The organism is Nitrospira tepida (assembly GCF_947241125.1).
GTDB lineage: Bacteria > Nitrospirota > Nitrospiria > Nitrospirales > Nitrospiraceae > Nitrospira_G > Nitrospira_G tepida.
Genome location: NZ_OX365700.1, coordinates 915,771 through 940,783, shown reverse-complemented (window position 1 = coordinate 940,783; position 25,013 = coordinate 915,771). Strand labels below are relative to the sequence as shown.

The 25,013-nt window shown below is 60.9% G+C and carries 20 protein-coding genes and 1 pseudogene; 17 read left to right on the top strand and 4 right to left on the bottom strand.

Annotated features, from left to right (window positions below):
- The first annotated feature begins 134 nt into the window (after positions 1–134).
- Positions 135–2,837: a preprotein translocase subunit SecA gene (gene secA, locus QWI75_RS04435; protein WP_289267483.1), complete on the top strand. Its 2,703-nt coding sequence runs from the start codon at positions 135–137 to the stop codon at positions 2,835–2,837.
- 373 nt (positions 2,838–3,210) lie between these two features.
- On the opposite strand, the gene QWI75_RS04430 is transcribed toward secA, so the two are convergent.
- Together QWI75_RS04430 and QWI75_RS04425 are read right to left on the bottom strand one after the other, a co-directional pair.
- Positions 3,211–3,486: a hypothetical protein gene (locus QWI75_RS04430; protein ID WP_289267482.1), complete on the bottom strand. Its 276-nt coding sequence runs from the start codon at positions 3,484–3,486 to the stop codon at positions 3,211–3,213.
- Positions 3,487–3,647: 161 nt separating this feature from the next.
- Positions 3,648–4,064 (bottom strand): hypothetical protein, encoded by a 417-nt coding sequence (locus QWI75_RS04425; protein WP_289267481.1) that lies wholly within the window; start codon positions 4,062–4,064, stop codon positions 3,648–3,650.
- Between the two features lie 31 nt (positions 4,065–4,095).
- Here QWI75_RS04425 and QWI75_RS04420 point away from each other — a divergent pair, with 31 nt between their 5' ends.
- Complete coding sequence (locus QWI75_RS04420) at positions 4,096–5,196, top strand: IS5 family transposase (protein ID WP_289267480.1); 1,101 nt, start codon at positions 4,096–4,098, stop codon at positions 5,194–5,196.
- 300 nt (positions 5,197–5,496) lie between these two features.
- The gene (locus QWI75_RS04415) at positions 5,497–6,549 is read left to right on the top strand and encodes an IS630 family transposase (RefSeq protein WP_370693547.1); all 1,053 of its coding nucleotides are present in this window, start codon (positions 5,497–5,499) and stop codon (positions 6,547–6,549) included.
- A gap of 21 nt (positions 6,550–6,570) precedes the next feature.
- Here the strand turns inward: QWI75_RS04415 and QWI75_RS04410 are convergent, their stop codons facing one another.
- Positions 6,571–7,206 (bottom strand): glycosyltransferase family 39 protein, encoded by a 636-nt coding sequence (locus QWI75_RS04410; RefSeq protein ID WP_289267479.1) that lies wholly within the window; start codon positions 7,204–7,206, stop codon positions 6,571–6,573.
- Between the two features lie 969 nt (positions 7,207–8,175).
- On the opposite strand from QWI75_RS04410, the gene QWI75_RS04405 reads away from it, so the two are divergent.
- Positions 8,176–9,267 (top strand): glycosyltransferase, encoded by a 1,092-nt coding sequence (locus QWI75_RS04405; protein ID WP_289267478.1) that lies wholly within the window; start codon positions 8,176–8,178, stop codon positions 9,265–9,267.
- A 45-nt stretch (positions 9,268–9,312) separates the two neighbouring features.
- On the opposite strand, the gene QWI75_RS04400 is transcribed toward QWI75_RS04405, so the two are convergent.
- The gene (locus QWI75_RS04400) at positions 9,313–11,115 is read right to left on the bottom strand and encodes a glycosyltransferase family 39 protein (protein ID WP_289267477.1); all 1,803 of its coding nucleotides are present in this window, start codon (positions 11,113–11,115) and stop codon (positions 9,313–9,315) included.
- Positions 11,116–11,673: 558 nt separating this feature from the next.
- Between QWI75_RS04400 and QWI75_RS04395 the strand changes: the two genes are divergently transcribed.
- From QWI75_RS04395 to nuoL, 13 genes and pseudogenes are all read left to right on the top strand, one after another.
- Positions 11,674–12,849, top strand: a complete 1,176-nt coding sequence (locus QWI75_RS04395) for a class I SAM-dependent methyltransferase (RefSeq protein ID WP_289267476.1) — start codon at positions 11,674–11,676, stop codon at positions 12,847–12,849.
- 6 nt (positions 12,850–12,855) lie between these two features.
- Positions 12,856–13,227, top strand: coding sequence for an NADH-quinone oxidoreductase subunit A (locus tag QWI75_RS04390; protein WP_289267475.1), 372 nt, complete (start codon positions 12,856–12,858; stop codon positions 13,225–13,227).
- Between the two features lie 107 nt (positions 13,228–13,334).
- Entirely contained in the window at positions 13,335–13,814 is a 480-nt protein-coding gene (locus QWI75_RS04385; RefSeq protein ID WP_289267474.1) for an NADH-quinone oxidoreductase subunit B, read from the top strand.
- 88 nt (positions 13,815–13,902) lie between these two features.
- Positions 13,903–14,349: pseudogene (locus tag QWI75_RS22660) on the top strand (NADH-quinone oxidoreductase subunit C); the annotation flags it as partial.
- 150 nt (positions 14,350–14,499) lie between these two features.
- A complete protein-coding gene (nuoD, locus tag QWI75_RS04380) occupies positions 14,500–15,654 on the top strand; it encodes an NADH dehydrogenase (quinone) subunit D (RefSeq protein WP_370693615.1) in 1,155 nt (384 codons plus the stop codon).
- A 106-nt stretch (positions 15,655–15,760) separates the two neighbouring features.
- Entirely contained in the window at positions 15,761–16,297 is a 537-nt protein-coding gene (nuoE, locus tag QWI75_RS04375; RefSeq protein ID WP_289267473.1) for an NADH-quinone oxidoreductase subunit NuoE, read from the top strand.
- A gap of 69 nt (positions 16,298–16,366) precedes the next feature.
- The gene (nuoF, locus tag QWI75_RS04370) at positions 16,367–17,677 is read left to right on the top strand and encodes an NADH-quinone oxidoreductase subunit NuoF (protein WP_289267472.1); all 1,311 of its coding nucleotides are present in this window, start codon (positions 16,367–16,369) and stop codon (positions 17,675–17,677) included.
- Between the two features lie 104 nt (positions 17,678–17,781).
- Positions 17,782–20,448, top strand: a complete 2,667-nt coding sequence (gene nuoG / locus QWI75_RS04365; RefSeq protein ID WP_289267471.1) for an NADH-quinone oxidoreductase subunit NuoG — start codon at positions 17,782–17,784, stop codon at positions 20,446–20,448.
- Between the two features lie 4 nt (positions 20,449–20,452).
- Positions 20,453–21,520, top strand: a complete 1,068-nt coding sequence (gene nuoH / locus QWI75_RS04360; RefSeq protein WP_289267470.1) for an NADH-quinone oxidoreductase subunit NuoH — start codon at positions 20,453–20,455, stop codon at positions 21,518–21,520.
- An 8-nt stretch (positions 21,521–21,528) separates the two neighbouring features.
- A complete protein-coding gene (gene nuoI, locus QWI75_RS04355) occupies positions 21,529–22,104 on the top strand; it encodes an NADH-quinone oxidoreductase subunit NuoI (protein WP_289267469.1) in 576 nt (191 codons plus the stop codon).
- A gap of 157 nt (positions 22,105–22,261) precedes the next feature.
- On the top strand, positions 22,262–22,798 hold the full coding sequence (locus QWI75_RS04350; protein ID WP_289267468.1) for an NADH-quinone oxidoreductase subunit J family protein: 537 nt from the start codon (positions 22,262–22,264) through the stop codon (positions 22,796–22,798).
- On the top strand, positions 22,795–23,097 hold the full coding sequence (gene nuoK / locus QWI75_RS04345; RefSeq protein WP_289267467.1) for an NADH-quinone oxidoreductase subunit NuoK: 303 nt from the start codon (positions 22,795–22,797) through the stop codon (positions 23,095–23,097). Before QWI75_RS04350 ends, nuoK begins: the two co-directional genes overlap by 4 nt.
- Positions 23,098–23,101: 4 nt before the next feature.
- Complete coding sequence (nuoL, locus tag QWI75_RS04340) at positions 23,102–25,000, top strand: NADH-quinone oxidoreductase subunit L (RefSeq protein WP_289267466.1); 1,899 nt, start codon at positions 23,102–23,104, stop codon at positions 24,998–25,000.
- Positions 25,001–25,013: the final 13 nt, after the last annotated feature.

Below are 25,013 nucleotides of genomic sequence, written 5' to 3'. Positions count from 1 at the left end.
GTCAAGATGGCGAACCGTTTGGCTTTCTTGGTAGGATTCACCGTTTCGTTTGCTGTATACTCCGACAAATTGTTGATTGGGACCCTCCCGGAAACAGGCCAAACCAAGATTCCTGACACGATTCTAGGCCCGACATGTTGACGCGCATCCTCAACCTCATCTTCGGAAGCAAGAATGATCGCGAGATCAAGGCCTTGCGTCCGGTGGTCGAGCAGATCAATTCGCTGGAGCCGAGCCTGACGCCCCTCTCCGACCACGCCCTGACGGACAAGACTCAGGAATTCCGGAAGCGCCTGGAGAAGGGCGAGCCACTCGACGATCTGCTCCCGGAGGCCTTCGCGGTCTGCCGGGAGGCTTCACGGCGCAAGCTGAACATGCGCCACTTCGACGTGCAGCTCCTGGGCGGCATGATCCTGCATAGGGGCCGCATCGCCGAGATGAAGACCGGCGAAGGCAAGACCCTGGTCGCCACGCTCCCGCTCTATCTCAATGCCCTGACCGGCCATGGGGCCCACCTGGTGACCGTCAACGACTACCTGGCCAAGCGCGACGCGCAATGGATGGGCGCCCTCTATCATTTCCTTGGCCTATCGGTCGGCGTGATCCAGCACGACGCCTCGTTTCTCTACGACCCGACTTACGACGCGGCCGACAAGCGCCTGCAATACCTGCGTCCCTGCACCCGTTCGGAGGCCTATCGCGCGGACATCACCTATGGCACCAACAATGAATTCGGCTTCGACTATTTGCGCGACAACCTGATCGTGAACGACATCCGCCAGTGCGTGCAGCGCGAGCTGAACTTCGCGATCGTCGATGAAGTGGACAGCATCCTGATCGACGAGGCCAGGACCCCGTTGATCATTTCCGGCCCCACCGAGGATTCGACGGACCTGTACTATCGGATCAACGCGATCATTCCGCAGCTCAAGCCGGAACAGGATTACACGATCGAAGAGAAAACCAAGACGGCCTCGCTGACCGAGGAGGGGAACGCGCGGGTCGAGAAACTGCTCGGGGTCGAAAACCTGTACGACCTCTCGAATATGACCCTGGTCCACCACGTGATCAAGGCTCTGCAGGCCCATTCGCTGTACAAGCGCGACGTGGATTATGTCGTGAAGGACGGCGAGGTGATCATCGTCGATGAGTTTACCGGCCGGCTCATGCCAGGCCGCCGGTGGAGCGACGGCCTGCACCAGGCGGTGGAGGCCAAGGAAGGGGTGAAGATCGCGAACGAGAACCAGACCCTGGCCTCGGTGACCTTCCAGAACTACTTCCGCATGTACAAGAAACTCGCCGGCATGACCGGCACGGCCGACACCGAGGCCTCGGAGTTCGCCAAGATCTACAACCTCGACGTCAACGTGATCCCGACCAACCGGCCGAACATCCGGAAAGACTATGCCGACGTGGTCTATCGAACCGAGCGCGAGAAATTCAACGCGATCGTCGAGGAGATCAAGGACTGCCACCAGCATGGGCAGCCGGTGCTGGTCGGGACGATCTCGATCGAGAAGTCCGAGCGTCTCTCCGGCATGCTCAGCCGGCAGGGGGTGAAGCACCACGTTCTGAACGCGAAATACCATGAAAAAGAAGCGGAAATCATCGCGCAGGCCGGGCGGAAATCAGCCGTGACGATCGCCACCAACATGGCGGGGCGCGGCACGGACATCCTCTTGGGCGGCAATCCGGATTTTCTCTTCAAACGCCTTCTGTATCAGGAAGAAGGCATTCCCGAGGAACGGCGGCTGGCGGTCTTCGAGGAGATCAAGGCCGACTGCGAAAAGAACAAGCAGGAAGTCGTGGCGGCGGGCGGCTTGCATATCCTGGGCACGGAGCGGCATGAGAGCCGGCGCATCGACAACCAGCTCCGGGGACGGGCCGGCCGGCAGGGAGACCCCGGGTCCTCGCGCTTCTACCTCTCGCTGGAAGACGACTTGATGCGGATCTTCGCCTCGGAGCGCGTGTCCAACCTCATGCTCAAGCTCGGCATGGAGGAAGGCGTCCCGATCGAGCACGGCATGGTGACCCGGGCGATCGAAAACGCGCAGAAGAAGGTGGAGGCGCACAACTTCGAAATCCGGAAGCAGCTCCTCGAATACGACGACGTCATGAACAAGCAGCGGGAAGTCGTCTACCAGCACCGCCGGGCCATCCTCACCGGCGAGAATCTGACGGACGAGATCATGGGCATGATGGACAGCGTCGTGACCTCCTTCGTCCAAGCCTGTTGCCCCGAGGAGCAATATCAGGAAGAGTGGGACTATGCGGCCCTGGCCGAATCGATGCACGGCCAGTTCGGCGTGGATCTGGCCCATGGCCACCCCGGCGGCATCGAGGGCTTGAAGGATCTCGGCCGCGATGCGTTGGTCGAGGAACTCCAGCAGGCCGTCCGGCAGGCCTACCGGCGCAAGGAGGAGGAAATCGGCCCGGACATCATGCGCCAGTTGGAGAAGATCGTCCTGCTCCAGGTCATCGATCACCACTGGAAGGACCACCTCCTCGGCATGGACCAATTGCGCGACGGCATCGGGCTGCGCGGCTACGGCCAGAAGGACCCGCTCATCGAATACAAGCGCGAAGGCTTCGATATGTTCTCGGGCATGATGGAGCGCATCAAATCGGACACGCTCGAACGGCTGTTCAAGATCCAAGCGGTCAGGCAGGAAGCGGCTCCTTCGCCTCCCCCTCAGATGCCGCCTCGCCTCTCCCTCAACCGCGGCGAAGAGCCGGCTGCCTCCAAAACCGTCAAACATCAGTACGACAAGGTCGGCCGCAATGATCCCTGCCCCTGCGGAAGCGGGAAGAAATTCAAGAAGTGCCACGGGGCGTAGGAAGCCCGGCCCGTTAGTCCCTGCCTGCTTCGACGTTTCGCCTCGACCGTCCTGATCCTCACACTGCTCGGCGGCGAAACTCGTTCCGTCCGTCACTACGCCAAACAGAATCTCAAACAGTCGCCGCCGCTCGCCAGAGGCGAGACGGAGTTGTTCGGAAAGGCCGGTGGCCGAGCCTCAACGAGTTCCGCAGTCAAGACTAACGAGCCTGGCGATGGAATTGGGTGACTCTGCGGAGTGAAAGCCCACCCTAGCCTTAGCGCATCGAGAGAAACGAGAAGAAGAGGAATGACATCGACGGCCGCAGTCAGAGTCATCGCCCGACCAGGTCGACAAACAGTGATGTCAGAAAAGTGCGGGTGGTTCACAAACGTCAGTTTGTCGACAAACCGCCAACCTGCAAGGTGACCTCCGTATTGTACAACCATCCGAGCAGGCGGCCATTCGGATTGAAAATCCGGAATTGGCCCAGGTGCATCTTCTGCAACCGGTATTTGAGGCTGCACAGGAGCACCCCGAGTCCGTACACCCAGCTCGACCAGAGGTCGATCGAAGAGGCCTCCGGAGAGTATTTGGTCAACTGCACCAGCATCTCGTTGTCGAAAATGAACCCATCGGCGTTCTCGTTGAGCGGGAGGGATTCCAGCACCTGCCGGGAGAACGCCCAATAGCCGGTGTGGAATTCGGACAGTTTACTGCCCAGCTAGAGATTCTGAATCGCGGTCGGGACCCGGGTTGAACACGTACTTGTACACCGGCATGCCGCCCTTCAACGCGTCCCCGCCCAGTATGCGCGAGCCGAGTGCCACGTCATACACGCCCGAAGCAATCATGTCGGCCATGGCGCGCGCGAGTCGAAGCGAGCGCGAGACTGAGCGCGCAGGACAGAAACACGAGATGGCCAACGTAGCGTTCTTGCGGAAGGAGGATCAGGTCGAGACTATCCAGGAGCAGTTGCGCCTCCTTCTTCATCCCATGGCGAAGCCGAGCAAGGATGTCCCCCCACGAATGAGTAGCGAGATAGGACCGCATGGTTGGGAACCGGTCTTCATCCCAGACCTTTTCAGGGAATTTGGTGGCCCACCCTGTTCCGACCTGATAGAAACCTTCGAGGTTATCGAGCCAGGGAACCCTGGAGTTGGCCCCTTCGTAGAAGGGCTGGTTGTACACGACTAGCAGGATGTTGAAAAACTCTCTTGACTTTCGTCGTATAGGTATTATCACCATGCAGCCGTTCACACGACCAGGAGGGAGAACGATGCGCGGTGAGGTGGATCCCCAGCAGGCCCTATTCAGCTATGTGTCCCCAGAAGCCCGCGTGCCAGCCACCCATCCGTTGCGAGCGATCAAGGCCAAAGCCGACGACGTCTTGGCAACCCTGGAGCGGACCTTTGACGAGATGTATAGCTCGACCGGGCGGCCATCGATTCCGCCGGAACGGTTGCTGAAGAGCGAGTTGTTGCTCGCGCTGTTCTCCATCCGCGGGCACCGGCTCTTCTGCGAGGAGCTCAACTACAACATGCTGTACCGCTGGTTTCTGGATATGAGTCTCGATGACCCGGGGTTCGATCACAGCACGTTCAGCCAGAACAGTGAGCGACTGCTCCGGCACGAGGTGGCCCAGCGGTTCTTTGATGCGGTGGTCACCACCGCACGCCGCGAGGGGCTGCTCTCGGATGAGCATTTCACGGTGGATGGCACGCTGATTGAGGCCTGGGCCTCGCTCAAGAGCGTGAACCCCAAAGCGGCCCCCGCCGCGACGCTGCCCCCAGACGATCCGGGCAATCCCACGGTAGACTTCCATGGGGAACGGCGCACGAATGCGACGCATCAGAGTACGACCGACCCGGAAGCCCGCCTGGCGCGCAAGGGCCAAGGCAAGGAAGCCAAGCTCTGTTTCTCCGGCCATGTCTTGATGGAGAATCGGCACGGCCTGTGCGTGGAGGTGCAGATCGCGCCGGCCACGGGGACGGTCGAACGGGAGATGGCGCTGGCCATGCTGCGCCGCCAAGCCCGCCGGGGGCTTCGCCCCCGCACGCGTGGGGCGGACAAGGGCTATCATTGCACGGACTTCGTGCGCCAGTTGCGCCGGCGCCACATTCGTCCGCATCTGGCGCAGGTGGCGGGACGGCGCACGCCGGGCCTTGATGGCCGGACCACCCGCACGGTGGGCTACGGGCTGAGCCAACGGATCCGCAAGCGCGTGGAAGAAATCTTCGGCTGGTGCAAAACGATCGGTGGCTTGCGCAAAACCCGCTTTCGGGGCCTCGCCTGGACGCAGCATGCGGCCTATCTCGTCGGCGCCGCGTACAACCTGCTCCGCATGAGCAAGTGGCGGAGGCCGGCGCCAGCCACGTGATCCCTCCAAGGGGGAACGGTCATGGTCAGTAGCCACCAACAGACCAAGAAACGACGGCCAGGCCTCCTTCAGACGGTCAACAACCACGGTCAGTGGAACAAGTAAGGGGAACATTGGGTCGTCCCTGGTCGTTTTTCAACACCCTGCTAGATTTCGCACGATCAGCGGTGAAGCGATCAACGCAAAGAACACAAAAAAGAGCCAAAACCACCGCCTGGATAACGATCGGAAGCCTGCACCTAGTGTAGTGCGTCATAAATAACTTGACAATGGGCCACAACGAGAGGCAGCTTATGCATCGTGAACCTTGCTCCCCCCATTGTCTTGTCCCCGCAAGAGCGCTCGACGTTGACCGCATGGGCTCACGCGAGAAGCCTGCCCCTGCGTGTGGTGCAACGCGCCCGGATCGTCACCATGGCGGCTGACGGCATGCTGAGTCAGGACATTGCGCGGCAGTTGGGTATCTCGCGGCCGACCGTGCAGCTATGGCGCGAGCGGTTTCTGGCCCTGCGGGTCGCGGGACTCGCGCAAGATGCCCCACGCCCTGGCCGCATCCCATGCATTCCGGCAAAGACGGTCCGCGCCATTGTTGAGGCGACCCTGCACACGAAGCCGCCTGTTGCGACTCATTGGAGTACTCGGACCATGGCAGACGCACACGGGGTCAGCGAAGCCACGGTGCGCCGCATCTGGAAGCAGCATGGCCTCAAGCCCCATCTTGTTCGGACGTTCAAGGTCAGTCGCGACAAACAGTTCATCGAGAAGCTCTACGACATGGTCGGACTCTATCTCAATCCCCCGGATAGGTCCTTGGTGCTCTCCGTCGACGAGAAAAGCCAGGTTCAGGCTCTCGATCGCACGCAACCGGGCCTGCCTCTGAAGAGAGGCCGCTGCGGCACGATGACGCATGACTACAAACGCCATGGCACCACCACTTTGTTCGCGGCGCTGAGCATGCTCGATGGGACCGTCATCGGCGATTGCATGCCGCGGCATCGGCACCAGGAGTTCATCCGATTCCTCAAGAAGATCGACGCTGAGACGTTGCCCCATCTCGACCTGCACCTGATCGTGGACAACTACGGGACCCATAAGCACCCACGTGTCAAGTCCTGGCTCCGGCGGCATCCACGCTTCCATCTCCACTTCATTCCGACATCGAGTTCTTGGCTGAACATGGTGGAGCGGTGGTTCCGCGAGTTGACGGACAAGCGCATTCGCCGTGGCAGTTTCCGCAACGTGCGCGACCTCATCGCTGCGATCCAGGAGTACATCAACAATCACAACCAAAATCCTCGCGTGTTCACCTGGACGGCGTCCGCGGAGAGCATTGTGGCCAAGGTCGCCAAATAATGTAAAGAAGCGTTGGACGCACTACACTAGGATGGCCGTCACGGTAAAGACGGGCAGCAAGAGGAATCCTGTTCCCTTTGTCAGATAAGCGAAGCCCGCCGCCGCCCCCGCCCATGGCCAGTGGCGCTCTTTTTCCACTCCGGTGATCATCCAGTACACGCTGAGCAGTACAAAGAGGGTGAGGAGAGACTCGCACATGACATGCGAGACCGTTCTCAAGAAGGTCACGTTGAACGCCAAGAGCAGCGTGGCCAGATACGCGACCAGATTCCCGTAAAGGTTTCGGGCGATCAGGAAGCACGTTGCGACAACAGCCACCCCCACGATCAGCGAGAGCATTTTCCCGGCAGCGAAGAGCTCATGCGGCTCCACACCGAAGCTCGCCAGCAACAACGGATAGAGTGGGTGTTGAAGGACGGCCTTGTGCTCGCCCTTGATAAACAAGGTCCAGAAGTTGGCCAAGCCCCCGTGATCCTGGAGGAAGGTCGCTACCTTTAAATAGGAAATGGTGTCTTCATAGGCCGGATCGGACGCTTCGTCGATTTTGTCCAAGCCGAGGAGGAACAACGCGAGACAGGCAAGAGTCAGGAAGATCAGCGTGTAGAGGCGGGCTGTGGTGCTGGAAATCGCATCGGGAGCTTTTCCGGGCCTTCCCATGTGGAGGTCCAATTCCATGACCGGCTTCTATTACAATTCCCCCGACTGGACTTGCGACATAGCCCCTTCGCGCGCTGCGGCAAACTTTCCCCTCAGTGACCTAGCCGCGCTCCGGACACCATCGCACTCATCGGCAACGCGCCTACTTGGTAGATTAATGCCACGCCACAAGACGGAGGCCGCGACGAGCGATCAAACCTGCCACTCAGGCTCGTCGGCCCATGGTACGGCCTCAATGAAAATCCGCATCGGCACTAGGTTATCTACGGTCGTCGCTAAGGTAAAGAGCCAACCGACTCACTGCACGTTGTGCGGCTTGACCTTGCGGAGCAGCCCCCACAGTCTTCACCTAGCCGGAGATCTCTTCCGCTCGCTTCCGCACTTGTTGACTGAGGGCGTAGCCCGGGTGTAGCGTGGTGGGCCGTGTCGACAAGCCGCTAGGCCACAGCACGGGTCAATAGCCGCCCGCTATTCTGACTGAAGTGCTGTGCTCGACGCCCGGCTCATCCGAGCTCCCGGAAACAAGGAAACAATAAGCCGGTGTCCAGCCACTCATAACAGACGCCGGCTCCATACCGACTACAGGGCGATCCGCACCTTCCTGTTCAACCCCCGCTCGACAGGATTGAGGGACAGCCCACGGCGCCGTATGTATGAATGAAGATCGGGATCGGCACGCGCAGCACCTGATCAGTTGTCGCTTTGATGCGCCGCAACGGATGTCCATCCGTCACGGAGGACTCGAGCGCCGTAAACCTGTGAGACCTTCGTCGTTCAGGCCGGATCAGGACAAGCTCTCGAAGGGACTCACATACCTCATCCGCTCGAAAGCGGTTCCAATACCTCGATCTGGCGACGCGAGGCAGATCAAGATCAGAAATGGCTGATGCGGACACTGCTTCAAATCGTGGGGAGGGTCTGATGACCGTCCTGGCTTGAAGAATTGAGTCAATAGCGAGGAGCTTGTCGTTGATACGTTTATCCATCGTGGTGCCGACTTTTAACGAATCGCAGAACGTGTCGGAGTTGCTAGGGCGTCTCGAAGCCGCCCTCGGTGCTGCCGAATGGGAAGTGATTTTCGTAGATGACGATTCACCCGACGGAACGGCGTCGAAGGTCCGTGCCATCGCGCGGGAGGATTATCGGGTCCGTTGCCTGCAGCGCATTGGACGGAGAGGACTGGCGTCGGCGTGCATCGAGGGAATGATGGCCGCTTCGGGGCCCATCATCGCCATCATGGACGCCGACCTGCAGCATGATGAAACAGTGCTGCCAAAGATGCTTGCTGAGATTGAACACGGCGGAGCGGATATGGTGATCGGCACCCGTTACGCTGCCGGAGGCAGCACCGGCGAGTGGACACAGTTTCGTAAGATCATGAGTCGACTGGCCACGGTTGCAAGCCAGGGGATATTGAGTCAATCTGTTTCCGATCCCATGAGCGGCTTCTTCATGATGCAACGCAGGGTCTTAGAAAAGACCGTGTACGGTCTTTCGGGCCTAGGGTTCAAGATCTTACTCGACATTCTGGCGACCGCCAAGGACGAATCCTTGCGCATCACTGAAGTGCCTTACCACTTCCGCGACCGCTTCGCTGGGGAAAGCAAGCTCGAGGAATTGGTCGTCTGGGAGTATGGCATGCTCCTGGCCGATAAGATCATCGGTCGTTTTGTTCCGGTGCGGTTTTTGACTTTTTCAATTGTCGGCGGTCTGGGCGCATTCATCCATATGACCGTATTGACATTGATGCTTAAAGGGGCGGGCTTAGGGTTCGCCTTCGCCCAGGCTGTTGCTACTGGAACTGCGATGATATTCAACTTTACGCTCAATAATGTGTTGACCTACCGTGACAAACAACTGAAAGGATGGGCGTGGCTCAAGGGTCTATTGAGCTTCATGCTAGCCTGTAGCGTAGGCGCCGTAGCAAATGTGGGCATTGCCACCTACTTGTTTGAGAACCACAGCGGGTGGATGGTTGCAGCATTGGCGGGTGTGTTGGTCGGCGCGGTTTGGAACTATGCTGTCACCCAGCTCTATACCTGGGGTAAGGCCAGGTACTAGCGAAAGAGGCTGGACACCACCATGTCTTCGCTCGCTCTACAATCCTTACTCAACCAGAAAAATAAGAAACGACGAGGGATGCTGCGAATGCCGGTAGACCTGTGTCCAACCCGCGATCGCTTTGTCGGACAACAACCCTTGCGACTCACTCCAACTGAAATAGGGCCTCAGAATCGCGATTTTTGTCACGTCCTCACGATGGATCAGGATATATCGCCTGTGACGCACATGCTTGTCCTTGAGGAGGCGGTTCAATTCAACGATGCCGTCTTGCTGGACCGCACGGCTATCTGCAAACCAGAAAGCCCATTTTCCGTGAAATTTCGCCAGCCAGAGGTATTGCCAATACGGCGTCAGGTGGCTGGTCATGATCAGATCGTCGTTGGTCATGTTCTCTACGAGCCACTGGTGTAGCTCGGCATGATCCTCTGGTATCGGCGGGAGCTTCCCGGGAAAATGTGTATCTTGCGTGGCAAGAGCGTATCCCGTCACCGAGAGCAGCAAGACAATCAGAGAAGGGGGCGCCAATGCTTGCAGGGACATGCGTAAGGAGCGAGCCGCGAGCCCTTGGTCCACTAGCATGAGAACCTTGACGATCCCCACCGCCGCATACAGGCAGACCAAGGGAACAAGGGGGGCAATAAACCTGACTGCTCCGTCTTCCTTCGGAACCACTTGATAATACCATGAGAAAGGCACGAAGAATGCCGCCACGGTCGTGACGATGCAGATCATCTGCGCCCGAGTCGGGGCCAGTGCGAGACCGAGCATAAAGAACAGAAACACGAGATCGCCATGATAGCGCTCTTGTGGAAGGAGGATCAGGTCGAGACTGTCCAGGAGCAATTGCGTCTCCTGCTTGACCCCATGGCGAAGTCGAGCAAGGATGTCCCCCCACGAATGGGTAGCGAGATAGGACCGCATGGTTGGGAACCGGTCTTCATCCCAGACCTTTTCAGGGAATTTGATGGCCCACCCTGTCCCGACCTGATAGAAACCTTCGAGGTTATCGAGCCAGGGAACCCTGGAGTTAGCTCCTTCGTAGAAGGGCTGGTTGTACACGACTAGATTTCGCACGATCAGCGGTGAAGCGATCAACGCAAAGAACACAAAAAAGAGCCAAAACCACCGCCTGGATAACGATCGGAAGCCTGCACCTAGGATGGCCGTCACGGTAAAGACGGGCAGCAAGAGGAATCCTGTTCCCTTTGTCAGATAAGCGAAGCCCGCCGCCGCCCCCGCCCATGGCCAGTGGCGCTCTTTTTCCACTCCGGTGATCATCCAGTACACGCTGAGCAGTACAAAGAGGGTGAGGAGAGACTCGCACATGACATGCGAGACCGTTCTCAAGAAGGTCACGTTGAACGCCAAGAGCAGCGTGGCCAGATACGCGACCAGATTCCCGTAAAGGTTTCGGGCGATCAGGAAGCACGTTGCGACAACAGCCACCCCCACGATCAGCGAGAGCATTTTCCCGGCAGCGAAGAGCTCATGCGGCTCCACACCGAAGCTCGCCAGCAACAACGGATAGAGTGGGTGTTGAAGGACGGCCTTGTGCTCGCCCTTGATAAACAAGGTCCAGAAGTTGGCCAAGCCCCCGTGATCCTGGAGGAAGGTCGCTACCTTTAAATAGGAAATGGTGTCTTCATAGGCCGGATCGGACGCTTCGTCGATTTTGTCCAAGCCGAGGAGGAACAACACGAGACAGGTCAGAAACAAGATAACGGGTGGATAGAACCAAGAGGTTCGGTTGGAAACCCGTCCTCTCGGCTCGTCGAAATTCCAGGGGGGAAGGCGCAACTCAATGATCCGGTTGGTGCTGAAAATGACGGGCCGGAACTGGACCAAACTCCTGATTTATGACGTCTGCAGAGGTTCTTTCATTTAGTGCGGTATGTCAAGCCGAAAGTGGTTGGTGCAGCCCACCTTAGCAGGCTGCGGACGAACTCCTCTGTTTCCCTGCTCCCTGGATTGGATAGGTAAAACTTTTTAGCACCACTCCAAGGAAGGTTCAGGATACCCAGCAAGCCGGGCTCCTCAGTTACCGCCCTCCCGAAGCGCGTGTGCCCGTGACGCATCCGCTGCGACCGATCCGCTAGTCCGCGGACCTGACCCTGACCGCCTTGTCCACTCAGTTGACGAACCTGTTTGCCCGGACCGGTCGGCCCTCGATTGCCGCGGAGAAGCTCCTGCGTGCTTGGCGGGTAGCGCCATGGTGACGCCGGCAACGGAGCGCCCAGGTCGACATATCCCTCCCTTCCGATTGACTTTCCGCGCGCCGAACCGCTACCCTAGCCCCTCTTTTTCCCCGGACGACAGTCTCGGTGTGCTTGGTGTCCCTTGAAGCTGGCATTGGCTGATACCGACTCGGCAAATCGCGGACTTGTAAGCCAAGGTGTCCCCGGTTTGGTCCGGCTGCTCCGCGAGGAGATCGCGCGGGCCGGCCCGATCACCTTCGCTCGATTCATGGACTTGGCGCTCTATCATCCGGAGCACGGCTATTACACCCGTTTATCCTCCGACCTGCAGCATGAACGCATCGGATGGAACGGCGATTACTACACCAGCTCGGACGTGCATGGGGCCCTGGGATGGGCGATCGCCAGACAACTCGTTGAAATGAATGAGATCCTGGGACGTCATTCACCGTTCACCGTCGTCGAGATGGGAGCTGGCAAGGGCCTCTTGGCCAGGGACATCTTGACCTGTTTGGCTGAGCGGAATCGCGATCTTTTTGCCCGAGTGAGTTACGTGCTGGTGGACCGGAGCCCGGCGCACCGGCGCATCCAGCAACAGACCCTGGCCGAGTGGATTGATATGCCGGGTAAGGTGGTCTGGGCGGAGGATTTGGCCTCTTTGGGCAGGGAGAGCGTGACCGGGCTGCTGCTGTCCAACGAACTGGTGGACGCTTTTCCGGTGCACCGGGTCCGGATGAACCGGGGCCGGTTGGAAGAACTCTATGTAGGCCTTTCCCAAGACCGCTTGCGAGAGACGCCGGGACCTCTGTCCACTCCGGCCCTGGCCGATTATTTCTCCCGCCTGGGCGTCACCCTTGAAGAAGGCGCCTGCGCCGAGGTCAACCTCGCCGCCATGGACTGGATGCGCGAGGTCGCCCGCACCCTTGCCCGGGGCTACGTCATCACGATCGACTACGGCCATGCCGCCCATGACCTCTATGGTCCTGAACGACGGCACGGCACATTGCTCGGCTACTACCGGCACATGATCGCCGAAAATCCGTTGGTCCGGGTCGGAGAGCAGGACTTGACCAGCCATGTCGATTTCACGACGCTCGCTCAGGCGGGAGCGGATGCCGGGTTGGGCCTGGCCGGATTCACCAACCAGATGAGCTTCCTGATCAGCCTGGGAGTGGAATCATTCCTCGAATCGCTGGAGCCCGGCTCACCCGAATTTCAGGCGGTTGTCCAATTGTTGCGGCCGGAAGGTATGGGCCGCACCTTCAAGATTCTGATCCAGCAGAAGGGCCTGCCGGTGGACAGAGCGCGCAAGCTGGAGGGGTTGACGCATCAACCCTTCTTCGGGTCGATCCTGCGACAGAACTGCGAATCGGAGGGACATTAACGCGCGATGGCCACCGAGGCGCCGCCCCTGAACTATGTTCCGATCCTGCTGTTCATCGGCATCGCGCTGGCCTTCGGCCTGGTGTCGCTGCTGGTCGGCAAGATCGTCCGCCCGCATCGGCCCTACAGGGCCAAACTCGTTCCCTATGAAAGCGGCAGCCCGCTGTTTCAGGATGCGCGGGTGCAGTTCCCGATACGGTATTACATCATCGCGATGCTGTTCGTGGTGTTCGACATCGAAGTCGTGTTCCTGTTTCCCTGGGCCGTGGTCTTCCAGAAGATCGGGCTGGTCGGCCTGCTCGAGATGATGCTGTTCATCGCCATCCTTGTCGTAGGCTTTTGGTATGCCTGGAAGAAGGGCGCCTTGGAATGGGATTAGCGCGCAACGAAGGCTCTCCGACTCGCTCACCGAGGATGGTATCGTAAAGACTGGATTTCATCTATGGCATTTCCGATAACTCAGCACTCAGCACTGGAGCGACTGACGTGAGCGTCTTAGAGCGGCAGTTCGAGCCGAACATCATTACCACGAACCTGGACGCGCTGATCGGCTGGGCCCGGAAGTCCGCGCTCTGGCCCATGACGTTCGGCCTGGCCTGTTGCGCGATTGAAATGATCGCCTCCGTCTCCTCCCGGTACGACATCGACCGGTTCGGGGCCGGGGTCTTCCGCGCCTCTCCGCGCCAGTCCGACCTGATGATCGTCGCGGGCACGGTGACCCGCAAGATGGCGCCGGTCATCCGCCGGATCTATGACCAGATGGCCGAACCCCGCTACGTGATCTCGATGGGGTCCTGCGCCACCTCGGGGAACCATTACAACAGTTATAGCGTCGTGCAGGGCGTCGATCAGATCGTGCCGGTCGACGTCTACGTGCCGGGCTGCCCGCCGAGGCCCGAAGCGCTCATCGACGGCCTGTTGAAGTTGCAGGAGAAGATTCAGCGGGAGAAGGTGTTCGTGAAATAATGTGAAACGTGAATCGTGAAACGTGAATCGCTAAGAAACAGCCCTCGGTTGGAAGCTCCGATTAACGATTAACGAACAACGAGTGACGATGCATCCGGTGCTCGAACGATTGAAGACCCAATTCCCCGACGCAGTGCTCGCGGTGCAGGAGGATGAGACGCGCGGCGACTTGTCAGCGCAGGTGCGCGCCGACCGGATCGTGGATATCGGCCGCTTTCTTCATGACGATCCCGCCCTCGCGTTCGACCATATCACGGATATTTGCTCCGCGGATTATCCGGACGCCCCCGAGCGGTTCGAGGTGATTTACCATTTTCTTTCCCTGCCGCACCGGCACCGTATCCGGGTCAAGGCCCGCGTGACGGAAGACAGCCCGGCCCTCCCCTCGGTGACGGGCATCTGGCGCGGAGCCGAGTTCATGGAACGGGAAGTCTACGACCTCATGGGCATCGTCTTCGAACAGCATCCGGACCTCCGCCGCATCCTGATGCCGGAGGATTACGACGAGGGCTACCCGCTTCGCAAGGACTTCCCGACCGAAGGACGGGGGTGGCGCGGGTCGTTCCCCTTCATTCCCCGCCTGGACGAGCCGCCTGCCGAGCTGGCCGAAGAAATCCCGGCCGAGGAGAAACAGGCCTTTCTTGCAAACGCAGAAGCGCCGGCATCCTCGCGCCGGACGGAAGAGCTGCTGTTGAACATGGGTCCTCAACACCCCAGCACCCACGGGGTCTTGCGGGTGGTGCTCGAACTCGACGGCGAACGCATCGTCAAAGCGACGCCGGACCTGGGCTACCTGCACCGCGGGGTCGAGAAGCTGGCCGAAGGCCTCCATTATATGCAGGTGATTCCCCACACCGACCGGTTGGATTATGTCTGTTCGATGACCAACAACTATGCCTATGTGCGGGCGGTGGAAAAGCTCGTCGGGATCACCGTCCCGGAACGGGCCGAGTACATCCGCACGATCGTGGCCGAGATGCAGCGGATCATCGGCCATCTGTTCTGGCTCGGCACCCAGGCGCTGGACATCGGGGCGATGACGGTCTTTTTCTGGACCTTCCGGGAGCGCGAGGTGCTGCTCGACATGTTCGAGAAGCTCTGCGGAGCGCGCCTCACGCTGAACTATTACCGGATCGGCGGCGTGGACGCCGATTTCACGCCGGACCTGGTCGCGCGCCTGAAGGCCTTTCTCGACACGTTTCCCGACCATATTCGCGAATACGACAGCCTGATCATGAACAACCGGATCTGGCTCGGCCGCACGAAGGGGGTGGCCGTGATCTCGGCCGAAGACGCGATCAGCTTCGGCCTGACCGGACCGACCTTGCGGGGCTCGGGCGTGGATTACGACGTCCGTAAGTACGAACCCTACGGCGCCTACGACAAGGTCGATTGGGAGGTGCCGGTCGGCAAGAACGGCGACACCTACGACCGCTATTGGATCCGGATGGAGGAGATGCGCCAGAGTTGCCGGATCATCCGCCAATGTCTGGACCAGATGCCTCAAGGACCGATCATGGCCGACAGCCCGACCGTGATCCCGCCGCCCAAGGAAAAGGTCATGCGGGACATGGAAAGCCTGATCCACCATTTCATTATCTTTACCCAGGGGTTCAAGCCGCCGAAGGGCGAGACCTACTGCGCCACCGAAGCGCCCAAGGGAGAATTGGGATTTTTTCTCATCAGCGACGGGAGCCCGCGCCCCTACCGGATGAAGATCCGCGCGCCGTCGTTCATCCACATGGGAGCCTTCGACCACATGGCCCGTGGCTATCTGATCTCGGACATCATCACGATCTTCGGGACGTACGATATCGTCATGGGGGAATGTGATAGGTGAGGCCGTTAACCGTGATTCGTGAAGCGTTAACCGCAAGCGGCTAAGGAGACCCTTTTCTTGTTTAACGGTTAACGTCTAACGATTAACGAGATCGCAAGACAGCCGCATGTTGTTAGAAAAATACAGGGACGAGATAGCCGAGATCCTGGGCCGTTATTCGGAGCGGCGCTCGGCGCTGATTCCGTTGCTGTACCTGGCGCAACGGGAAGAAGGCTATGTCAGCGAGCAGGCCATGACCGAAATCGCCGGACTGCTGCGCCTGACCCCGCCCCAGGTGTATGAGGTGGTCACCTTCTATACGATGTTGAACCTGAAACCGGTCGGCAAGTTTCACATTCAGGTGTGCAAGTCCCTGATGTGCGCCCTCGTGGGCTCGGGCACGGTCCTGAGTTGGCTCAAGGCGAAACTCGAGATCGGCCCGGGCGAGACGACGCCGGACAAGCTGTTCACCGTCAGCGCCGTTGAATGTCTGGCTGCCTGCGGCACCGGTCCCATGATGCAGATCAACGACGATTACTACGAGCGTCTCACCGAGCAGAAGGTCGATCAGATCCTGGCCGACCTGAAACGGACCGGGACGTCTTCATTAAAAAGCGGGCCGTTCATGTGGCCGGAACCGGAGAGCGTGAACCGTTCAACGTGAACCGTTCAACGCCGCGTTCGTGGACGTTTAACGAATAACGATTAACGGTTCACAACATTTACGATGCGGATGCACGAGCCCATCTTACTCAAGAACATGCTGCAGCCGGGCTATACCGGCTCGCTGGCGGACTATGAGCGGACCGGCGGGTATCAAGCCCTGCGCAAGGTCCTGGGCAAGGTCGCGCCGGCCGAGGTCACGGCGATGGTGACGAAGTCCGGCCTGCGGGGACGGGGCGGCGCCGGCTTTCCCACCGGCATCAAGTGGGGCTTTCTGCCCAAGGATTATCAAGGACCCCGCTACCTCTGCTGCAACGCCGACGAAAGCGAGCCCGGGACCTTCAAGGACCGGCAGTTGATGGAGCGCGATCCCCATCAGGTCCTGGAAGGGATCGCCATCGCCAGTTACGCGATCGGATCGGAAACGTCCTACATCTATATCCGCGGAGAATTTGCACTGGGCGCCGCGATCCTGGAACGGGCGATCCGGGAAGCCAGAACAGCGGGGTACCTGGGCAAGAACATCTGGGGGACGGGGATCACCGTCGAGATCTACGTGCACCGCGGCGCCGGCGCCTATATCTGCGGGGAGGAGACGGCCCTGCTCGAATCGCTGGAGGGCAAGCGCGGCTTGCCCCGCGTCAAGCCTCCCTTTCCGGCCACGCACGGCCTCTATGGCAGGCCGACCGTGGTCAACAACGTGGAGACGCTGGCCAACCTCCCGCATATCATCAATCGCGGACCCGAATGGTTCGCCGCGATCGGCTCCCCGCCCAAGAGCACCGGCACCAGGGTGTTCTGCGTGAGCGGCCACGTCCAGCGTCCCGGCAACTATGAAGTGCCGATGGGCATCACGTTTCGCGAGCTGATCTACGGTCAGGCCGGCGGCATGCGGTCGGACAAGCCGCTCAAGGCCTTCATTCCCGGCGGGGCCTCGGCGCCTTTCCTGACTCCCGATCACCTCGACGTAAAGATGGATTTCGAATCGGTCGCTCAGGCCGGGTCGATGCTGGGGTCTGGCGGCGTGACGGTCATGGAAGAAGGCACGAGCATGGTCTGGGCGGCCCTCCGGTTGATGGAGTTTTTCTATCACGAGTCCTGCGGCAAGTGTACGCCCTGCCGGGAGGGCAGCTCCTGGCTTACCCAGACCCTGCGTCGTATCCTGGACAAGCGGGGGCGCATGGAGGACCTTGAAACCCTGGCGGATCTGTGCAAGAACATCGCGGGACGGACCGTGTGTGCGTTCGGCGATGCGGAGGTGGCACCCATCCTGAGCACGCTCCAGTACTGGCGGCACGAGTACGAGGACCTGATCCGGGAGACGAAGTCGCTGGGACTGCCCGGCGTCTCCGAACTCGTCATGCCGGCAGCGAGACACTGAGAAGGCCGTCAATGGTCATTCGTCACTCGGAGCAGGGTCCGAGCATGCGATCCGGAGATCACCTCACGAATGACGATTGACGGTTGAACGGAATACGAATCAGCATGATGAATTCCACCGCTGAAATGGTGCATCTGACGATCGACGGCATGCCCGTCACCGTGCCGAAAGGCACCTTGGTGATCGAAGCCGCGCGCCGCGTCGGGGTGATGATTCCGCATTTCTGTTACCACCCCAAACTCAAGCCGGACGCCAATTGCCGGATGTGCCTGGTCGAGATCGAGAAGATGCCGAAACTTCAGACCTCGTGCAGCACGCCGGTGGCCGAGGGCATGGCCGTCCGGACCGCCACGACCGTGGTCAACAACGCGCATAAGTCCGTGTTGGAGTTCATCCTGGCGAACCACCCGCTCGACTGTCCCGTCTGCGACCAGGGCGGCCGGTGCGACCTCCAGGACTTTTCGCACGAATACACGCCCACGACCAGCCGATTCATCGAGGTCAAGCGCATCTTCCAGAAGGAGTACTTCAGCCCGCTCATCGAAACGCAGATGAACCGCTGCGTCCAGTGCCTCCGGTGCGTCCGATATTGCGACGAGGTCATGGACGTGAAGGCGCTGGCTCCCAGCGGGCGCGGGACGATGACGGAGATCAAGCACTTCACCTCGCACCAGCTCGATTGCGAGTTCTGCGGCGGCTGCGTGCAGATCTGCCCGGTGGGCGCCATCACGAGCCGGCTCTCCATGTACGAGTACCGTCCCTGGATGGTGAAACGGGCCGATACCGTCTGCACCTACTGCGGAGACGGCTGCCAGATCACGATCCAAACCAAGAACAACGAGCTGATCGAAGTGAACTCCGCCTACGGCGCCGGCCGCAACAACGGCGACCTCTGCGCGCGCGGCTTCTTCGGCTACCATGTCACGACCCATCCGGACCGGCTCACCGTGCCGTTGATCAGGCAGGAGGGCCGGTTGGTCCCGACCACGTGGGAAGAGGCGCTGGGTTATGTCGCCGAGACCTCGGTCATGCTCAAGCTGTCACAGGGGTCGGACGCCTTCGCGGGCCTGATCGGCACGCGCTGCACCAACGAAGACCTGTACCTCTTCCAGAAATTCATGCGCCTGGCGATCGGCACGAACAAGCTCGACAGCAGCGTGCGCTACGGCTACATCAACACCATCCGCGCGCTCCGGCTGGGGCTCGGCGTCACCCGGTGGACGGTCGCGATGGAAGACGTCGTCGCGGCCGACCTGTTGCTGTTGGTCGGCACGAACATCACGGAGACCAATCCGGTCACGGGGCTGCGCGTGAAGGAAGCGGTCAAGAAACGCCGTGCCACATTGCTGACCGTCGAGACCGCCCAACCGGCCGTCGAGAAAACCAGCAACATCACCAACCTGGCGCACCATCACGTCACCGCGCGTCCGGATCAGTTCCAGGCCGTGCTCGTGGGATTGGTCAAGGCCGTCATTGAACAGGGGATGGCGGACCCGGATCTTGCCCAGAAGGCTCCCGACTATGTGCGCTGGCTCACCGAGATGACTGCGGCCCTGTCCTGGTCCGTGATCGAGAGAGCCTCCGGCGCCCGAGCGCAGGCGATGCAAGACATGGCGGCGGCGCTCGCCAAGGGCAAGAGGACCGTCATCCTCGTCGGGCAGGCCCTGCTGCGCTCTCCGTCCGGCTATGCCGCCTCGATCACCCTGCTGGACCTGCTGATGCTGCTCGGCCGTCATGACCAACCGGGGTGCGGGCTCGCGCCGCTCGCGGAAGAGAACAACGAACAGGGCGCGATCGATGTCGGCGCCGTCGCCGGCTACCTGCCCGGCGGCCTCCCCGTTCAGGATCGCGCGGCGCGTGAGTTGCTCACCAAACATTGGACGGAAGATCTCCCGCAAGGCCAGCCGCCGACGATGATGGAGTTGCTGGATCAGGCCCGCCAGGGAACGGTGAAGGCCATGTTCATCGTGGGAGAGAATCCCGTGGGCACGCTTCCCCCGAGCGCCAAGGCCCGCGAGGCCTTGGAACGACTCGAGCTGCTGGTCTGCCAGGAACTGTTTCTCACCGAGACGGCCAAGCTGGCCCATGTGATCCTTCCCGCCTGTTCCTATGCCGAGAAAGACGGTTCGTTCACCAACACGGAAGGCTACGTTCAGAAGGTCCGCCGGGCCATCGATCCCATCGGCGACAGCCGGCCCGACTGGGAAATCCTGTCCGGCCTCGCGACGCTGATGGGCTATCCGCTCGAATATGCCGACGCGCAGGAGATCGCGAAGGAGCTTCGCAGCGTGGTCCCCGGGTACGGCCCGCTGGGCCCGACCCCGATCCCGCCCAAGCCGGTTCCGGCCGCCGTGGATCGATACCAGCGGGAGGGCTATCGTGTCGAGGCGCCGAGCCGTTACGGGCTCGCCGACCGACCGGCAGAGACCGGAACGAGCCTGCGCTTGTTGCTGGGACAAAGTCTGTTTCACTCGGGGAAGCTTTCGACCCGCGCCAAGGGCCTGCTGCAGATTCAATCGGCCGGCGCCCTCTCGCTTAATCCGGCCGATGCGGCCGGCCGATCTCTTGCCGAAGGGGATCGGGTGCTTGTGCGGAACGAGCGGGGCGAGGCGCGGACCACCGTGCATCTGTCGGAACGCATCCCACAGGGCATCGCCTGGTTCCCGGATCATTTCGCTCAAGAGATGACCGGGCTGTTGGACTGTACGCTCGATCCCGTCACAAAGGTGCCGTCGTTTCATTGCGCGACCGTGGAGGTCGTAAAGGAGTAGCGTCGTGACCGAACTTGGTGTGAAAGTCGCGTTTGCCCTCGGGCAAATCGCGGTCGTGCTGGCGGTCGTCTTGTTGACCGTGATGTTCCTGACCCTGGCGGAGCGGAAGGTGCTCGGCTGGATGCAGGACCGCATGGGTCCCATGGAAGTCGGGCCCTACGGGGTCCTGCAGCCGATCGCCGACGGCATCAAGCTCTTCTTCAAGGAAGACATCGTGCCGGCCGGGGCCAACAAGCTGATGTTCAGCATGGCGCCGATCCTCGCCTTAGTGCCCGCGCTGATCGGATTCGCGGTGATTCCGTTCGGGCCCTCCCAGACGGTGGAGCTGTTCGGCTACCAGTTCAAGCCCTTCGTCATCAGCGACATCAACATCGGCATCCTCTACATCCTGGCCTTCGCCTCGATCGGCGCCTACGGCATCATCCTGGGCGGCTGGGCCTCCAACAGCAAATATTCGCTGTTGGGAGGCTTGCGGTCCGCGGCCCAGATCATCAGCTACGAGCTGAACGTCGGATTGGCGATCGTCGGCGTGGTGCTGCTGGCCGGCTCGCTCAGCCTGGTCAAGATCACGGAGGCTCAGAGCGGCTGGTTCTGGAACTGGTTCGTGCTGGCGGCGCCCTTTCCGCAGATCTTCGCCTTTGTCGTCTACGTGATCTCCTCGGTGGCGGAGACCAACCGCGTCCCCTTCGACCTGCCCGAGGCCGAGAGCGAATTGGTCGCCGGCTTTTTCACGGAATACAGCGGGATGCGGTTCGCGTTCTACTTTCTCGCCGAGTATGCCAACATGATCCTGGTGTCCTGCATCGCGGCGATTCTGTTTCTGGGCGGCTGGAACGCCCCCTATCCCGGCACGATCCTCCCGGCCAACATCGGCTGGATCGAAAACATCGCCTGGTTCACGGTCAAGGTCTACTTCTTTCTGTTCCTGTTTTTCTGGCTCCGCGCGACGCTGCCGAGGTTGCGGTATGACCAGCTCATGCGGTTCGGCTGGAAGGTCATGCTGCCGATCGCGCTGGGCAATATCGTGGTGACCTCGCTGGCCGCCTATTTCTTTCCGGGCGCCAATCCGTAAGGAACTCCATGCCGCCGACCCTGTCCACAGCGCCGTCTCCGCTCGACCGGCTGAAGAGCTGGGTCAAGACCATCACCTTCTACGAGCTGCTGGTCGGCATGAAGGCGACGATGACGCACCTGCTGCGGTATCGTCCGATCACGCTCCAGTATCCGCATGAAAAACGGACCTTGCCGGACAGCTATCGGGGCATGTTGGCGTTGCTGCGGTATGACGACGGCACGGAGAAGTGCGTGGGCTGCGACCTCTGCGAGGCCGCCTGCCCGTCGCGGGTGATCCGAGTCGTCAGCGCGGAGGTGCCGGGGGAGCCGACCAAACGGTACTCGAAAGAATATTACATGGACATGACGCGCTGCCTCTTTTGCGGCCTCTGCGTGGACGCCTGCCCGGTGGATGCGCTGGGCATGACCCGCGAGTTCGAATGGGCCGTCTACGACAAGCGCGATCTGCAGTTGAACAAGCAACAACTGCTCGCGATCGGCGACCGGTCGTTCCCGGTCCGCGAGAAACGGCTGGAGCTGCAACACCGGAACGTGGCGTTCTTCAACGTCGCGTTCAAGGATCTTCCACAGAAGCCGAGTTGACCCGTCCGCGCCTCCTCGCCTTGCGCCCCAGACAGCCGGCGACAGAGGGCAGACCGGAGAGCATCGAGCAGGACGTTCCCCGGTCGCCGGGGCCGTCCTGTGTGAACCGGGTCGGAGGCGCCAGAGGTGGCGTGACCTTGGGAAGGACCGTGCCGAGATGAGCCAGTTCGTGTTCTTTTATCTCGCCGGCGTCATCGTCGCGACGTCCGTGCTGGTGGTGCTGCTGAAGAACCCTGTCTACAGCGCGCTGTCGATGCTGATCCTGTTCTTCCACGTCGCCGGCCTCTATGTCACGCTCCACGCCGAGTTCCTGGCGGCCGTGCAGGTGATCGTCTATGCGGGGGCCATTCTGGTCCTGTACCTCTTCGTCGTCATGCTGTTGAACGTGAAACGCGAGGAGCGGTACCACTCGCAGGGGCCGCTGGCCGCGTTTCTGGGCCTGATGCTGGCCACCGAAGCGTTGCTGATCATCGCCGCCCCGCGCTTTGCCGGCGTCGATGCCTCCGCGCTGACATCCGAAGCGGAGGGCAATACCGAGGCGGTGGGAGAGCTGCTGTTTTCGCAGTACCTCTATCCGTTCGAGATCGCCTCGTTGCTGCTGCTGGTCGCCATGGTCGGCGCGATCATTCTGGCGAAACGGGACCTGATCGTCGCCCCGCCCGGCCGCTCCGAGCAAGAGTCGTTGCCGGGATGATCCCCCTCTCCTACTATGTCGCGCTGAGCGCGATCGTGTTCGTGACCGGGCTGGTCGGCGTCCTGATCCGCCGCAACATCATCATCATCCTGCTCTCGATCGAGCTGATGCTGAACGCCACGAACATCAACTTCGTGGCCTTTTCCCATTACCTCCACAATATGGCCGGGCAGGTGTTTGTGTTCTTCGCGCTGACCGTCGCGGCCGCGGAGGTGGCGGTGGGGCTCGCCATCATCATCGCGCTCTACCGCGCGAAATCCACGATCAACGTGGACGAATTCAACCTCTTGAAAGGCTGACCTCGTGTATCTGGTCCTCATCCCGCTGCTGCCGTTCCTGGCCTTCCTCGTGGTCGGGATCTTCGGCCATTGGCTCAAGGACCGGGCCCACCTGGTCGCGGTGCCGGCGGTGCTGACCTCCTGCCTGCTCTCGTTTCTGGTCTTCGGCGAGGTGGCGGGAGGCCGGAACATCGAGATCCCGCTCTACAACTGGATGACCTCCGGCAGCCTCACCGTGGAACTGGGCCTGTACTTCGACCGGCTGACGGTCGCCATGCTCCTGCTGGTCACGATCGTCAGCTCGCTCGTGCACATCTATACGATCGGCTACATGAAGGGCGAGAAGGGCTATGCGCGGTTCTTCGCCTACATCGCGCTGTTCACGTTCTCGATGCTGATGCTCGTCCTCTCCAATAATTTCCTGCAACTGTTCATCTTCTGGGAAGCGGTCGGCCTCTGCTCCTACCTGCTCATCGGCCATTGGTACGAGCGGCCCACCGCCTGCTCGGCGGCCACAAAGGCCTTCATCGTCAACCGGGTCGGCGACTTCGGGTTTATCCTCGGCGTGCTCCTCGTGTGGTACACGTTCGGAACGATGGCCTATCAGCCGGTCCTGATGGAGGCCGGGGGCAAGGCTTCCGAGCTGATCAACCTGCTCGGGCCGTTCGGCGGCACCTGGGAGATCTCGGTGATGACCCTGATCTGCCTGCTCCTGTTTGTCGGCGCGGTCGGCAAGTCCGCGCAGGTGCCGCTGCACGTCTGGCTGCCCGACGCCATGGAAGGGCCGACGCCGATCTCCGCCCTGATTCATGCCGCCACGATGGTGACGGCCGGCGTATTCATGGTGGCCAGGCTGGCTCCTTTGTATGTCTTGTCGCCCGCCGCGATGACGGTGGTCGCAGTCGTGGGGGCCGCCACGATGGTGATGGGCGCCACGATCGCCCTGACCCAGACCGACATCAAACGGGTCGTGGCCTATTCGACCATGAGCCAACTGGGCTACATGGTCATGGCCTGCGGGCTCGGCGCCTTCGGCGCGGGCATCTATCACCTGCTGACGCACGGCGCGTTCAAGGCGCTGCTGTTCCTCGGCTGCGGGTCCGTGATCATCGCGCTGCACCATGAACAGGACATGCGCCGCATGGGCGGCCTGCGCGACAAGCTGCCGGTCACCTATTGGACTTTTGTGATCGGCTCGCTGGCGCTTGCCGGCTTTCCCCTGACGGCGGGATTTTTCAGCAAGGATGAGCTGCTGGTCGGGGCCTGGGCTTCGGGACCGCTCGGGCAATTCTTGACCGTCCTCGGCCTACTGACCGCGATGATGACGGCCTTCTATAGTTTCCGCCTGGTCTTCGTGACGTTCTGGGGATCGAGCCGCGTGGATCCGCACCACGCAGGACACGTCCATGAGCCGGACAGCACGATGACGATTCCGCTGGTGGTCCTGGCGTTTCTCAGCATCGCCGCCGGCTACCTCGGCATTTCCGAGTTTCTCGCGCCGGTCTTTCCCGAGACAGCGGCAGCAGCCGTCCATCATGGTCCCGCCGCGACCGGCATCATGGCGGTTGCCACCCTGCTCGGGCTGATCGGGATCGCCGCGGCCTACTATCTTTATGTCCGGTCACCGGCCTTGCCGGATCGCCTGGCTCAGCAATGGCGCACCCTCTACCGCCTGTCGTTGAACAAATGGTTCGTGGATGAAGCCTACGATCGGACCGTAGTCGCGCCGACCTTCGAGACAGCCGACTCGCTTTGGCGCCGGATCGATGTGGCGGTGATCGACGGAGCCGTCAACGGCGTCGCCCGCACGATCGGAGCGGCCAGCGCCGTCCTGCGATTGATCCAAAGCGGGCAGGCGCAGCATTACGCGCTGGGCATGACCCTGGGCACGGCGATCATCGCCGCCCTGTATCTGCTGTGGTGAAGCACAGCGCAAC